At 70.0% G+C, this 13,595-nt stretch carries 11 protein-coding genes; 5 read left to right on the top strand and 6 right to left on the bottom strand.

The features are described from left to right. Nucleotides 1-218 precede the first annotated feature (218 nt). Nucleotides 219-1,388, top strand: coding sequence for a methionine adenosyltransferase (metK, locus tag ACX9TP_RS41665; RefSeq protein ID WP_482976247.1), 1,170 nt, complete (start codon nt 219-221; stop codon nt 1,386-1,388). Between the two features lie 114 nt (nt 1,389-1,502). Here the strand turns inward: metK and ACX9TP_RS41660 are convergent, their stop codons facing one another. The 3 genes from ACX9TP_RS41660 to ACX9TP_RS41650 all read right to left on the bottom strand — a co-directional run bounded on the left by ACX9TP_RS41660 (nt 1,503) and on the right by ACX9TP_RS41650 (nt 3,508). Beyond that, nucleotides 1,503-2,381, bottom strand: a complete 879-nt coding sequence (locus ACX9TP_RS41660) for an IS630 family transposase (protein ID WP_482974667.1) — start codon at nt 2,379-2,381, stop codon at nt 1,503-1,505. Next, the gene (locus ACX9TP_RS41655) at nt 2,305-2,496 is read right to left on the bottom strand and encodes a helix-turn-helix domain-containing protein (RefSeq protein WP_482982262.1); all 192 of its coding nucleotides are present in this window, start codon (nt 2,494-2,496) and stop codon (nt 2,305-2,307) included. The genes ACX9TP_RS41660 and ACX9TP_RS41655 overlap by 77 nt, the downstream gene beginning before the upstream one ends. A gap of 178 nt (nt 2,497-2,674) precedes the next feature. Next, complete coding sequence (locus tag ACX9TP_RS41650) at nt 2,675-3,508, bottom strand: penicillin-binding transpeptidase domain-containing protein (RefSeq protein ID WP_482976246.1); 834 nt, start codon at nt 3,506-3,508, stop codon at nt 2,675-2,677. Nucleotides 3,509-3,899: 391 nt separating this feature from the next. On the opposite strand from ACX9TP_RS41650, the gene ACX9TP_RS41645 reads away from it, so the two are divergent. Beyond that, nucleotides 3,900-6,596, top strand: a complete 2,697-nt coding sequence (locus tag ACX9TP_RS41645) for a CHAT domain-containing protein (RefSeq protein WP_482976245.1) — start codon at nt 3,900-3,902, stop codon at nt 6,594-6,596. 223 nt (nt 6,597-6,819) lie between these two features. Continuing rightward, on the top strand, nt 6,820-7,260 hold the full coding sequence (locus ACX9TP_RS41640; protein WP_482976244.1) for a hypothetical protein: 441 nt from the start codon (nt 6,820-6,822) through the stop codon (nt 7,258-7,260). 49 nt (nt 7,261-7,309) lie between these two features. On the opposite strand, the gene ACX9TP_RS41635 is transcribed toward ACX9TP_RS41640, so the two are convergent. Further along, a complete protein-coding gene (locus ACX9TP_RS41635) occupies nt 7,310-7,780 on the bottom strand; it encodes a YchJ family protein (protein ID WP_482976243.1) in 471 nt (156 codons plus the stop codon). A gap of 115 nt (nt 7,781-7,895) precedes the next feature. Here ACX9TP_RS41635 and ACX9TP_RS41630 point away from each other — a divergent pair, with 115 nt between their 5' ends. Both ACX9TP_RS41630 and ACX9TP_RS41625 read left to right on the top strand, forming a co-directional pair. Then, the gene (locus ACX9TP_RS41630) at nt 7,896-8,789 is read left to right on the top strand and encodes an undecaprenyl-diphosphate phosphatase (RefSeq protein WP_482976242.1); all 894 of its coding nucleotides are present in this window, start codon (nt 7,896-7,898) and stop codon (nt 8,787-8,789) included. Nucleotides 8,790-8,803: 14 nt separating this feature from the next. Continuing rightward, entirely contained in the window at nt 8,804-9,406 is a 603-nt protein-coding gene (locus ACX9TP_RS41625; protein WP_482976241.1) for a CoA pyrophosphatase, read from the top strand. Between the two features lie 4 nt (nt 9,407-9,410). Here ACX9TP_RS41625 and ACX9TP_RS41620 read toward each other — a convergent pair whose 3' ends face one another. Next, a complete protein-coding gene (locus ACX9TP_RS41620; protein WP_482976240.1) occupies nt 9,411-10,826 on the bottom strand; it encodes an MBOAT family O-acyltransferase in 1,416 nt (471 codons plus the stop codon). A 1-nt stretch (nt 10,827) separates the two neighbouring features. Continuing rightward, nucleotides 10,828-13,557, bottom strand: coding sequence for a GDSL-type esterase/lipase family protein (locus ACX9TP_RS41615; protein ID WP_482976239.1), 2,730 nt, complete (start codon nt 13,555-13,557; stop codon nt 10,828-10,830). Nucleotides 13,558-13,595 lie beyond the last annotated feature (38 nt).

Genomic DNA, 13,595 nt, shown 5'->3' with positions numbered 1-13,595 from the left:
AATTCGCGTGCTGCCTGTTAGCGCAAGGGAACGGCTGGCGCCCGGTGAAATTCACCGCCTCCTGGGGACCGAGCGTGCGGCGGGGGCCGCCTGCCCGCAGGGCTCGAATGGGGGCCGTAGGATGAATGAAGAGGACCCGCCAGGGGTTTGACTCCTCTAGGACACGACGTTTAGTGTCCGGACCCTCGCGCACAGTCCCGCGCCAGTTCAGAGACGACATGCCTACCGACTATTTGTTCACGTCCGAATCCGTCACCGAAGGCCACCCGGACAAGATCGCTGATCAGATCTCCGACGGTGTGCTGGATGCCATCATCGCCAAGGATCCGCAGGCGCGCGTCGCCGTGGAGACGCTCGTCAAGACGGGCCTCGCCATCGTCGCGGGCGAGGTGACGACGAACTGTTACGTGGACATCCCGCGCATCGTTCGCAGCACCATCTGCCGCATCGGCTACACCGACAGCTCCATGGGCTACGACGGCAACACCTGCGGCGTCATGGTGGCCATCGAGGGCCAGAGCCAGGACATCGCCCGCGGCGTCGACAACAAGAAGGACCAGGGCGCCGGCGACCAGGGCATGATGTTCGGCTTCGCGTGCGACGAGACGCCGGAGCTGATGCCGGCCCCGCTGCACTACGCCCACGCGCTCACCCGCCGCCTGGCGGACGTGCGCCGCAAGCAGCACGACTGGATCCGCCCGGACGGCAAGAGCCAGGTGACGGTGCAGTACGTGGACGGCCGCCCGGTGCGCATCGACGCGGTGGTGGTGTCCACGCAGCACGCCGAGGACGTCTCCAACAAGAAGATCCAGGAGGCCATCCGCGAGGACGTCATCGCGAAGGCGCTGCCCAAGAAGCTCATCGACAACAAGACCAAGTTCTTCATCAACCCCACGGGCCGCTTCGTGGTGGGTGGCCCCATGGGCGACTCGGGCGTGACGGGCCGGAAGATCATCGTCGACACCTACGGCGGCATGGGCCGTCACGGTGGCGGCGCGTTCAGCGGCAAGGACCCGTCCAAGGTGGACCGCTCGGCCGCGTACATGGGCCGGCACATCGCGAAGAACGTGGTGGCCGCGGGCCTGGCCAAGCGCTGCGAGGTGCAGGTGTCCTACGCCATCGGCGTGGCCGAGCCGGTCAGCGTGATGGTGGAGACCTTCGGCACCGCCACGGTCCCCGAGGAGCGCATCGCCAAGGCCGTGCGTCAGGTGTTCGGCCTGCGTCCGCGCGAAATCACCGAGTACCTGGACCTGCTGCGGCCCATCTACCAGAAGACCGCCGCGTACGGGCACTTCGGCCGCTCCGAGAAGGAGTTCACCTGGGAGCGCACCGACAAGAAGGACGCCCTGCGTGACGCCGCCGGCTCCAGCCGCCTGAAGGCGGTCTGATTCGGTAAGGCTTCGCTGCTGGCTTGAAACCGCGCGCCTGTCCCTCAGAGGGGCGGGCGCGCGTTTTCGTTTCAGGGGCCCCTAGTGGAGTGTCCGCGAAGTAATCCAACATAGTCAGCGGCGGTGTCGCTCGAACCAGTCGTGCATCTTGGCCCGAGTCCAAAACCAGGTGAAGGGATGGGCGTAGAGGCGGTTGTACTCGGGCCAGCTTGCATCGAGGTGGGCGATGAAGTCGGAGCGGCGCTTCCAATCGCCGCGCTGCAGGTAGCGCGCGCTGAAGGCCCGCAGCAGCAACTCGGCCTGGTTGAGCCACGAGGCATGAGGTGGCGTTACGAGGACACGCACGTGGTGGTAACTGCGCAGCAACTCGCGTGTGTCCTGGGCGATGTGGCTGGAGCCTCCATCCCAGATGAGGTGGACCCGTCGAGCCTTGCGGTAGGGGTGCAGCAACTGGGGCAGGACTGCGCGCAGGCACGCCCCGTCGTTCTTCTCCAGGCACCAGCCCTGCATGGTGCCCGTGTGCACCACCAGCAAGGCCAGGAAGTTCACCGTCCCATGGCGCACGTACTCGAATTCGCGGCGCTCGATGAGGCCCGGACGCCCGAGGCGGGTAGCACAGCGGCGCTCAAGCACCTGGATGTTGGGCTTCTCGTCCACGCACAGCACCACCTCCTCGCGTTGGGCCAGGGCCTGGGCCCGCTCGTAGCACCAGAGGACCGCCGCCGCCTTCTGGCGGAAATCCTCGTCCAGGGTAGGCGTCTTCCAATACCGGCTCCGGTGAGGCTGCAGCTCCGCATGCTTGAGGATGAGCGCTACCGTGGAGTGCGACAGGGTGGGCGCGATGCCGCGCTCGCGGGCGACGCGCGCCAGCGAGCGGGTACTCCACTGGGTCATGTGCAAGCCCACTCCCGCTGGCTCACAGCAGGCCAGTTGCTCCACTTCTACGAGCTGTAGGGGGGGAGAGCCGCGATGGGCGGCCAGAACGAGGAGCATCCCAGACCACGAAGGCCCCCGCTGCTTCGTAACGTCGGCACAAGCTCCAGATGCTGGTGCGGTCCAGACCGAAGTGCTCGGCCAAGTCCTGCACAACGGTGTCCGGGTCGGCCATGGCCAGCAGAATGCGTGCCCGGCGCGCCACCCGCTGCTCGGTGCGGCCGTCGCGCACTAACTCCTCCAGGAGGGCAGTATCCTCCTGGGAGAGCTGGATGATTCGCGGAGGTCGTCTCCTCATTGAGGAGAACTATTCATCCTCCGCGACTATGTCGACTTACTTCGCGGACACTCCACTAGAGCAGCCCCTGCGCCTTCAGCGCGTCGATGGCGGCGGCGAGCGCGGGCTGCGGCGACGGCGTCTTGCCCGGGGGCGACTGCACGGCGCTGACGAAGACATGGTTGCCGCGCGGCGAGGCGACGTGGCCCACCAGCCAGGTGATGGTGCCCTCGGGCTGGGGATACGTGCCCGTCTTGCAGCTGAGCACCGCGCCGTCCTTCCACGGGCCGCCCATGTTGATGCCGTCGCGGATGCTGGCCACGGTGTCCGGGCCCTGCACCAGCGTGGCCTTCACGGCCTCCAGCGTCTTCGGGCTCACGGGCAATTCGCCCCGGTACATGCGGGCGAGGAAGGCGAGCTGCTCGTCCGGGGAGACGCGCAGCGGGCCGCCCAGCCAGAAGCGGATGATGTCGCCGGAGGCGTCCGCGTTGCCGTAGTGGAAGCGCTTCAGCCACTCCTCCATGCGCTTCTTCCCAACCTGCTTCGCCGTGCCCTGGAAGAACCAGAGCGCCGAGCGGCGCATGGCTGTGTCCATCGTCTGGTCCTGGTTCCACATCTCGACGGCGTGCTTCGTGCCGTCCCACTTGCGCACCTCCGAGGTGCTGGAGACGACGCCCGTCTCCAGCGCGATGAGGGCGTGGGGCACCTTGAAGGAGGACGCGGGCACCAGGCGCTTCGCGCACTTCTGGGCGTCGTTGCGCGTCACCGTGCCCGTCGCCAGGTCCATCAGCAGGAAGCAGCCCGGGTGCGCGGGGGCGGGCTTCTTCGCGGGCTCGGCGGCGCAGAGCGTGGAGGCAAGGGTGGCGAGCGCGAGCAGCGCGGCGCGTGCGAAGCGGTGGGGTTGCGGCATGCGGTGGCTCCTGGAAGGTGGGGGTGCTGGGGTCCGCCGGGGCGGGTGGGGCCTCTGGAGCAAGGTGTGGGCCAGTCTGGGGGCGGGGGGAAGGGGTTGTCGACCGTGGCTGTGTGCACACGGAAGGCGTGGGCGTCCGACCGCAGGGGGCCGCCACGGTGCGGGGATTCGACATGGGATTGCACCTGCCTCTGCTTCCACGAATTCGAGACCGGGCACCGGGAAAGTGAATGTCGCGGCCGCGGGGGAAGGGGCGTAGCTTCGCGGCGGGAAGATTCACGGGCGGCGTCGTTGGGTGGGCGTGGGTTGCCACGGCACACAGGCAGGGAGCTCTGAGTTGGTCGAGGACACGCCTCGTTCCCGGAGTCCATGGTTGCGCCGGGCGGCCTTCATGGTCCTGGCCGCCGCGGCGGGAGTGGTTGCTGCTTCGGTGGGCCTGCCGTCCGTGTGGAGCTCCACGGGTGAGTCGGTGCCCCCGGCCCTGTTCCTGGCGAACGCGCCCACGCGCACGATTGAAGCGCGTGTGAGCTACCCGGGGGCGGACGTCCATCGCCCCTACGGGCCGCTGCGCTCGGGAGACACCGGGGCCGTGCCGCCCGCGCCCCTGCGCGAGCTGGCGCGGATGGAGGCGCAAGGGGACGTGCACGGACTGGCGGCGGCGTACCTGGTGCGCGGCAACACGCAGATGGCGGCGCCCTACCTGGCGAAGGCGGTGGAGTCACCGGACGTGGCCAGCGACAGGGCCATCCTCGCGATGGAGCGGAAGGATTACGCGAAGGCGCTCGAGTTGCTGGAGGGCGCGCTGAAGGCGGACCCGAAGCACGCGCAGGCGCTGTGGAACCGCGGGCTGGTGCTGAAGGAGCTGGAGCTGTGGGCGCTGGCGGCGCAGTCGTTCGACGCGGTGGCCGCCCTGGGGGAGCACGGGTGGGCGGCAGAGGCGCGGGCGCGGACGGCGTCGTTGCGGAACCGCCTCGTGGACCACTGGCGCGAGTATTGGGATGCCTCGGAAGCACTTGTCACTGGAGAGAGTCATGTCGCTCCAGAGATGCTCCAGTCGCGGCCCGGCCTCTTCCGCGCGAGCTTGTATGAGGCCATCCGCACCGCAACATCGGTGGAGCGCCTCCATGCGCTGTGGCCGCTCGCCGAGGCGTTGGACGTCCGTTACGGAGAGTCCTCGCTCCGCGATGCCATCCGCTGGGCCGAGGCCCGGGACTTCCGCCGACGTGGGCCGCTGGCCGCGCGCTACCTGGAGCTGTACCGCACGCACAGTGTCACGGGCGGATTGCCCGCGTACCTGGACGAGCTGCTTCGGGCCGGAGAGCGTGACCTGTACATGGGCGCGCTCCTCCGCGAACGGAAGGTCCGGGAGCACCTGGACACCTTCGCGGAATTCGCGGTGCAGTTGGGGGACCCCTGGTTCCTGTTGATCATGGAGCATGAGCGGGCCACGGCGGCCGTCTATCGCGGGGAGCTCCTTCAGGCGGAGCAATTCCTGCTGCGCGCGGTGGAGCGCTGCAAAGCACATCCCATTGGCTACCGGTGCATCCTCATCGAGTCGGAACTGGGAGATCTCTACCGTCAGCTCCATCGCCTGTCGGAGTCCAACCAGCATGCGCAGGCGGCGCTCACGGGCTACCCGGGCGACAGCCGGTGGAGCGAAGCGCGGCACCTGTTGCAGTTGGGGCAGAACGCCCGCTATCTCGGCGACGCCGCGCTGGCCCGGGCCTACTTGGAGGAAGCCCTGGTCCGAAACCCGGAGGACTGTGGCATCCGCCACTTCGTCCGGGCCAACGATGCGCTGGCGCTGATGGGCAGGTTCTCCGCTGCGGAGGCACGCGCGAGCATGGCACAGGCACTCTCGTGCAAGGGGCCACTGTCCATGGCGGGCGCCAAGACGCTGGCGGACCTGGCGCGAGTACTCCCCGACGTGGCGCAGGACCAGCGGCTTCTGGAAGGACTCGCGGCCAGACGCAGCCAGGGCAAGCTCACCCCGGGAGAGTTGGCGCTCGCCGCGCACATCGAAGGACGCTTCCATGTCGAGCGCGAGAGGGCCAGGGGGGAGGACTTGCTCCGGCGCGCCATCACCCTGGCGCGGGAACTGCCCCCCTATAACGTGGATGCGCGCAAGGCCCGGGCCTACAGCTACGCCTCTCTTGTGTTCGCAGCCGGCAAGGCCGGTGAATACGAGCGGGCGCTCGCGCTGTTCGGCGAGGAATTGGGCGGGGAGCTCCCCCGGAAGTGTGTGTTGGCGGCGACGGTGGATGAAGAGCGCACCCTCATCGTCGCACTGGGACCGGACGGACAGCGATGGGGCCACTACGACGCAAGCCGCACCCTGGCGCTGGGCGAGGACGTGCGAGGGCTGGTGCCCGAAGCGTTGGTTGCGCCGCTTCGCGGTTGCGAGCAGGTGGACGTGGTGGCTCGCCCACCGCTGCACGGCCGCGCGGGCCTGCTGCCCGCGGACCTGGCCTGGTCCTACTACGTCCTCCGACCGACGCCACCCGCGCCGGCGCCTGGCCCGGTTCGCCGGTTGGTGGTGGCGGACGTGGTCGCGCCCAGGGCGCTCGGACTGCCGTCACTCAATGCCTGGGATGGGGCCACAGAAGAGGGAACCACGCTCCTTTCCGGAACGAGTGCCACCCCGTCCCGCATGTTGGAGGCAATGGAGAGGGCAACGGAGGTCGAGGTCCATGCCCATGGGCTGGTGAACCCGAACCTCTCCGAGGCCTCCCTGCTGGTGCTCTCGCCAGAGGAGGGAGGGCGCTACGCATTGACGGCGGGAGAGGTCCAATCCCGGCGACTCCAGGGACAGCCCCTGGTCATCCTGGCCGCATGCCGGGCCGCACAGGGTGCTCCCTGGACGTATGAGCGCTTCAGTCTGCCGGTGGCATTCATCGAGGCGGGAGCGCGTACGGTCCTCGCCGCCACGGTGGATGTGCCGGATGAACAGGCGGGCCTGTTCTTCAATGCGGTTCGGGACCGCATCCGGCGTGGAGTGCATGCCGCCGTCGCGCTTCGTGACGTGCGCATGGAGTGGATGAAGCGGGAGCCCGAGAGCTGGGTCCGCGCGGTGCTGGTTTTTGATTGAGGATGGGATGTGCCCATCCGGAGCGTGGAGGGGGAATACAATGATGAAGCGATTGCTGCTGTGTGCCTTGCTGGCGGGTTCGCTGGCGGGATGCCGTATTCTGGGTGAGCCCCGGCCCACACCGAACACCTGCCCTGAACCCGGGCCGGTACCCAGTCCGCCGCCGGTCTCGACACTGCCTCCCGGCGGGGCCCTGCCCCAGGGGGCGACGCAAATTGTCGGCGTGCTCTGTCCGGAGACAGGGGCCTTCGCGGCGGCAGGCGTCAACGTGTCGGGCCGGGCCTTCACCTACGTGGTCGCGGGGGAGCGGGGCTCGCGGGAGTCGTTCCTCGCCAATGCCTACAGGGCGGGCGTGCCTGTCGTGCTCTACACCGCGCCCGTGAAGTTGGTCGGAGGGAAGGGCTCGGGGACGAGCGCGGCCGTGACTTCGGGAGCGACCTCGGGTTCAGCAAGCGATGCAATGACAGCGGACCCGTGCGAGATCGCGAACGAGATTGGAGATCCTCCTCCGGATGACCCGAAGGACAAGGGCAACTCCACTTCGGGCCCGGTGGACACCCTCACCCGCCTGGCATGGGAAACGGCCAACGCGGTCGATGGCGTCAGCGACCCCGCGGCTGCATCCAGCACCCAGCCTGCTCCCGGGACGAGCGTCCCCCGTTAGTTCATGAGCGCGGGGCCGCCTTCCTTCAGGCAAGGAGGGCGGCCCCCTGCTACCCGGGGAAGGTCGCCAGCGTGAGGGCCTCCGGAGGGCCCTTCAGCTCCTTCGGCAGCACCGTGACACCGGACAGGTACCGCCAGCCCGTCCCGTCGTGCCGGAAGTCCGAGCGCTCCACGAAGGACTGCTCCTTCCCCTTCTCGAACACCTTGGCGAAGAACAGCACCTGCGCCAGCCCGGACGCATCCGGTGCCTTTCGGTCCATCACCACCAGCTTCGGGAACTGGTGTCCCTGGGCGTAGGTGCGCAGCCCGCGCAGGTACTCCTCCTGGGGACGCGCGCGGTCCGGGTGGTCCGGGTGCAGTGTCTTCCACAGGTACGCCACCTCGCGCAGGGCGAAGGCGCTGTAGCGGCTGCGCATCAGTCGTTCGGCGTCGGGGGCTTCCGCCTCTCCACGGTGGAACGGGGCGCAGCACTCCTTGTAGCGGAGTCCGGAGCAGCAGGGACAGGGTGGGGCAGGGGGCATGGCGCGCCGTCCAGCCTACCCCGGGGGCGTGCCCGTGCGTGCGGGCCCGCACAGTGGTGGAGGAACGCCCTTGCTGGCGGGGGAGTCCGGACATACATCCGGGAGCCGCGCCCCTATGAGCCTCCTCCAAGCCATCGTCCTGGGACTGGTCCAGGGCCTCACCGAGTTCCTCCCCATCAGCTCCACCGCGCACCTGCGCATCGCGCCGGAGCTGTTCGGCTGGAAGGACCCGGGAGCCGCGTACTCCGCCGTCATCCAGTTGGGCACGGTGGCCGCCGTGCTCATCTACTTCCGCAAGGACATCGTCTCGCTCACCGCGGCCTTCTTCCGCGGGCTGGCGCGGCGCGAGCCCTTCGGCACCCTGGAGTCGCGGCTGGCGTGGTTCGTCCTCGTGGGCACGCTGCCCGTCGGCATCTGCGGGCTGCTCTTCAAGAAGCTCATCGAGAACCAGTTCCGCTCGCTCTACATCATCTCCGGCAGCCTCATCGTCCTCGCGGTCATCCTCTTCCTGGCGGAGCGGTTCGCCTCCCACAAGCGGACGCTGGAGGACATGCGCTGGAAGGACGGCGTCATCATCGGCCTGTGGCAGGCGCTGGCGCTGATACCGGGCTCGTCGCGCTCGGGCACCACGCTGACGGGCGGCCTGTCGCTGGGCTTCAAGCGCGAGGACGCCGCGCGCTACTCCTTCCTGCTGTCCATCCCCGCCACCACCCTGGCCGGCGTCTTCGAGCTCAAGCACCTGTTGGAGGCCACCGAGCGGCCGTCCGCCCTGTCCCTGTGGGTGGGCACGCTGGTGGCATTCGGCTCGGGCATGGCGGCCATCGCCTGGCTGTTGCGCTACCTGCGTACCCGCACCACGCTGGTCTTCGTCGTATACCGCGTGGCGCTGGGCGTGCTCCTGCTGGTGCTCCTGCAGACGGGCAAGCTCCGGGCGCGCTCCGGCCTGGAGAACATCGACCTGCCGGCGGAGCCGGGCACGCAGCAGATCGAAAAGCAGGTCACGGACTAGGGAAGGGTGTCGTCGTGAGCGTGGAGGTGCTGTTCCAATCGCTGGAGGCGAAGCTGTCCTCGCGGCCGGCGCGTACGGTGGACCTGCCGGGGCTGGTGCTGCGCGAGGCCGCGGTGCTGGTGCCCGTGTTCGAGCGGGACGGCGTGCCGCACGTGCTCTTCACGCGCCGGCCCGCCAACCTGCGCACCCACGCGGACCAGTACAGCTTCCCCGGCGGCGGGCGGGACGCGGAGGACGCGACGCCGCTGCACACCGCGCTGCGCGAGACGGAAGAGGAGCTGGGCATCGACCGGAGGCGCGTGCGGGTGCTGGGCATGCTGGACGAGGTGCCCACCATCTCCCAGTACCGCGTGCGCCCCTTCGTGGGCGTCATCCCCGGGGACGGCCAGTACGCCCCGAGCGCGGACGAGGTGGCCTTCATCCTCGAGGTGCCGCTGGCGAACCTGCTGGACCCGGCCATCCTCCGCACCGAGCGCAAGGAGGTCTTCGGCGCCGAGCGCGAGCTGTACTTCTATACGTACGGCACCCACGTCATCTGGGGCGCCACGGCGCGTATCCTCCGTGAGTTCCTCAACCACGTGACGCAGGTGTCCGAGCCGGCCCGGGCGCCGGGCTGAGTCGCTAGAACTGCAGGTACACGTACGGGCGCGTCTCCACCGAGGACAGGTGGCGGATGCCCAGGCCGAGCAGCACCAGGGCCACGGCGCGCACCGGCACGGGCATGCGGACGAAGAGCTCCGAGGACACGGTGTAGAGCTTCAGCGGCACCGCGTGGAAGAACACCGCCGCCGCCAGCATGCCCCACACCAGCGGGCTCACGTTGGCGATGCCGGGCACGCCCGCCATCATGCGCTCGTAGAACTCACCCGCGTGCGTCATGTCCGGCGCGCGGAACACCACGCGCGTGAGCACCACGATGGTGAAGGTGGTCAGCATGCCCAGCGCCACGCGGGGGATGCCCGGCGACTCCGGCTTGCCCACCCACCACTCCCAGCAGCGGGAGATGCCCAGCGCCACGCCGTGCACCGCGCCCCAGACGGCGAAGCGCCAGTCCGCCCCGTGCCACAGGCCGCCCAGCACCATCACCGTCATCAGGTTGAAGAGCACCCGCGGCTTCGACACGCGGTTGCCGCCCAGCGGCCGGTACAGGTAGTCCCGCAGCCACGTGGACAGGCTCAGGTGCCACCGGTTCCAGAACTCACCGATGTTCTTCGCCAGGTACGGGCGGTTGAAGTTCTCGGGGAATTTGAAGCCGAACAGCGCCGCCACACCGATGGCGATGTCCGAGTACCCCGAGAAGTCGTAGTAGAGCTCGAAGGTGTAGGCCACCGCGGCGACGATGCACTCGGCGGAGGCGTACTTCTCCGGCGCGCCGAAGACGGGGTCCACGAGTGCGCTGCCCAGCACGTCCGCGATGACCAGCTTCTTCACCAGGCCCACGGCGATGCGGAACAGCGCGTGGCCGCCCTGCTCGGGGGTGAGGCTCGGCGTCTCGCGGAAGTGCACCATCAATTCCGACGCGCGGACGATGGGGCCGCTCACCACGCGGGGGAAGAAGAGCATGTACAGCAGGTGCTCGAAGAAGGAGTGCTCCGCGCTCGCCTTCCCCCGGTACACGTCCACCGTGTAGCTGATGGCCTGGAAGACGAAGAACGACAGGCCCACCGGCAACAGCAGGTGGAAGGGCTCCGTCCGCACGCCGACGCCCAGCGGCGCCAGCAGCGACACCACCGTCTGCCGCAACAACTCCAGGTACTTGAAGCCCGCCAGGAGCCCCAGGTTGCTGACGATGGACAGCGTGACGAGCGCCTTGCGCACGCCTTGCGACTGCGCGCGGGCCATGCCCTTCACGCACAGGTGGTCCACCGTGACGCCCGCCAGGAAGATGAGGAGCGGGAAGGGCGTGAAGACGGCGTAGAAGTAGATGCTCGCCAGGAGCAGCACGGCCATGCGCCCCCAGTACTGGCGGTGCACGGCCCAGTAGGTGGCGAACACCACGACGACGAAGGCGAGGTATTGGAGGCTGTGGGACAGCACGTCAGTTGTCCTCCACGCGCGCGGTGGGCTGGGCCTTCCGGTGCAGCTCGTAGGCGGCGAGGAAGTCGCGCACGAAGGCGCCCGCCAGCCGCGCGTAGCCCTCCTGCGTCAGGTGCACGCCGTCCGCGTGGCCCAGCGCCGGCTGCGCGCGCTGCCAGCGCAGCATGGCGCGCTCTCCGCCCATGGCCGCGCGCGGAGACCAGTACGCGCAGCCCGCCTCCTTCGCCACCTGGGGCAGCGTGTTCAGCACCGAGGCCAGCGCGGGCGCCTCGCGCCACTGGCCGTCCGCGTCCTGCTCCAGCCGGTCCGTGGGGCCCAGCAGCAGGCACTCCGCGTTGGTGGCCTTGCGCAGCCGGGCGATGAGGGCGGGGTAGTCGCGGCGCAGCCCTTGCGCGTCCAGGTCCGCCTTGCCGGCTTCGTTGGTGCCGTACCAGAAGACGAGCAGGTCCGGCCGGCGCGAGGTGAGCTGCGCGTCCACCGCCGCCGCGTCCATGTCCCGCAGCGTGAAGGCGGTGGCGCCGGGCAGCCCCAGCGCGTCCAGCACCACGCCGGGCGTGTCCTGCTCCAGCGCGGCGCCCAGCACGGTGACGCCGCCCTGCGCGGGCGCGGACACCTGCACGGTGTGCGCGGGGCCGCTGACGGGGAAGGAGCGGATGCGCACGGTGGGCGCGGCGAGGGGCTCGGGCAGCGGCGCGTCCGGCGGCACCGGCTGGCCGTCCACGAGGATGTCCGGCGCGCCCGCGTCCGGCACGTCCAGCGTGTACAGGTCCAGCCGTCCCGAGGGCGCCTTCGCGTCCGGGCAGCCCTTGCAGAACTGGATGCGCAGCTTCGCGCCGGGGGCACCCACGGCGCGGATGCCGGTGAGGCCCCAGAGGCCGCCGGGGGCCGCGTCCAGCGCGTCCTCCACCGTCCACTCGCCCTCCAGCTCGCGGGCCACGCGCGCCGTCTCCAGTCGCGGGGACGGCTTGCCGGCGGCGATGAAGCCCCGGCCCGCGTCGCCGAAGCGCTTCGCCAGCACCTCGCGCACCGCGTCCGTGAAGTAGTGCGAGGCCGTGTGCGAGGCGCCGAGCTGGGAGATGCCCACGCGCACGGACTCGCCGGCCTCGCGGCGGCCCAGCCGCTCGAAAGTCTTCACCAGCGCCGCGTCCGCCCCTTGCAGGCCGGGCGGGTCCGCCACGGGCACCAGCGGCGCATGCGCCTTCGCGAAGGAGCGCTGGAGCGACAGGTCGAAGAGGTGGCCCAGCAGGTCCGAGCCCTTCACGCGCGGGTGGACGAGGTCCTCCAGCATCAGCCCCTCGTCCAGCCAGCGACTCGCGGAGCCCTCGCCGCCCATGGCCGTGAAGGCGTCATAGAAGGCGCAGCCGCCCACGCGGGCCTCCTCGCGGAAGATGTCGCCCACCTCCTTGGAGCCGCGGCGCGGAATCACGTCGCCGCTCAGCGTGCGCACGCCCGCGTCGATGGGGGACATGACGAGGCACGCGGAGTCCGGCACGTTGGTGCGCACGCGGGCGATGAGGTCCTTCATCTGCTGGCGCACCTGGTCCAGCGTGGTGCGCTCGCGCGAGTAGAAGAAGGCCTCGTTGCCGCCCACCATCAGCACCACCAGCGACGGCTTGCGCTGGCGCAGCTGCGCGCGGAAGGCGGCGGGCTGGGCGCGCAGGTACACCTCCGCCATGCCGCCCAGCAGGCCCACCGTGTCGTAGACGACGCCGGGCGTGCCCTTCTCCAGCGACACGCCGTGCAGCTCCACCTTGCCGGACGTGGTGAGCGACAGCGTCTTCGCGCCCTCGGGCAGCGAGACGCGGGCGAAGGCCGCCTCGGACTTCGTCTTGGAGAAGCCGCGCGTCTGGATGCGCTGCACGGGCTTGCCGTCCACGGACAGCTGCACGGAGCCGCTGGCGGGCTGGGCGAGGAAGAACAGCTCCGCCACCCGCGAGCCCTCCACGTCATAGCGCGTGCTCTGCGTGCCGCCGCCGGAGGTGAAGGCCACGCCCGTCCAGCCCACCCTGTCCCGGGGCCACTTCGTGTCCACGAGCCGCGCGATTTCCCAGCCGTCCGAGCCGCGCCCGGAGCGCGTCCAGCGGCCGGCGCTGGCCGGGCGGGTGATGAAGAGGAAGCCCTTGCCCCCCGCGCCGAAGCGCTCCTGGAGCCTGTCGCGCACCATGTCGGTGATGTGGTCGGACGCGACGAGCGAGTCACCCAGGTGCACCACCCGCACCGGGGTGCGGCGGGTGTCGGCGCGCAGGTCGGCCAGCGCGCGGGTGAAGGGGGCGAGCCCGTCCTCCAGGCACCTGCCGTCCGGGGCGGACTTCCGGCAGTTCATCTCGATGTCCACGTGCCGGGCGCCCATGCGCTCACGCAGGGCCTCCAGCTCCAGCGCGCGGGCCAGGGTGGGGGCGCTCAGCTCCTCCAGGCCGATGCCGGGCGTGGTGGGCACCAGGGGCAGGGCGGGGACCGTGTCGGCCACGGACGTCCCGGCGTCGGGCTCCTCCTCTTCCGGAGGAAGGCTGTCCGCCACCATGGTGTCCGTGGCAGGCGGGCGCGCGGGCTTCTTGCCCGTCAGCGACGCCGGCAGCACGAGCGCCACCAGCTTCGGCCCGAGCGGGCCGCTGCGCTGCAGGCTCGGGACGGGGCGGAGCGACTCGGGCACCGGTGCCAGCGACAGCCCCAGCGCCAGCGCGACGGTGAGGAGGAGCGTCAGCCCGGTGGATCTGGCCTTGAGGAAGTCCAACAGCGCGGCATGAGACTGGCTTTTTGGGGACGGGTCAA

Source organism: Pyxidicoccus sp. M15 (genome assembly GCF_056858435.1).
This window is presented reverse-complemented; position numbering and strand designations above follow the sequence as displayed.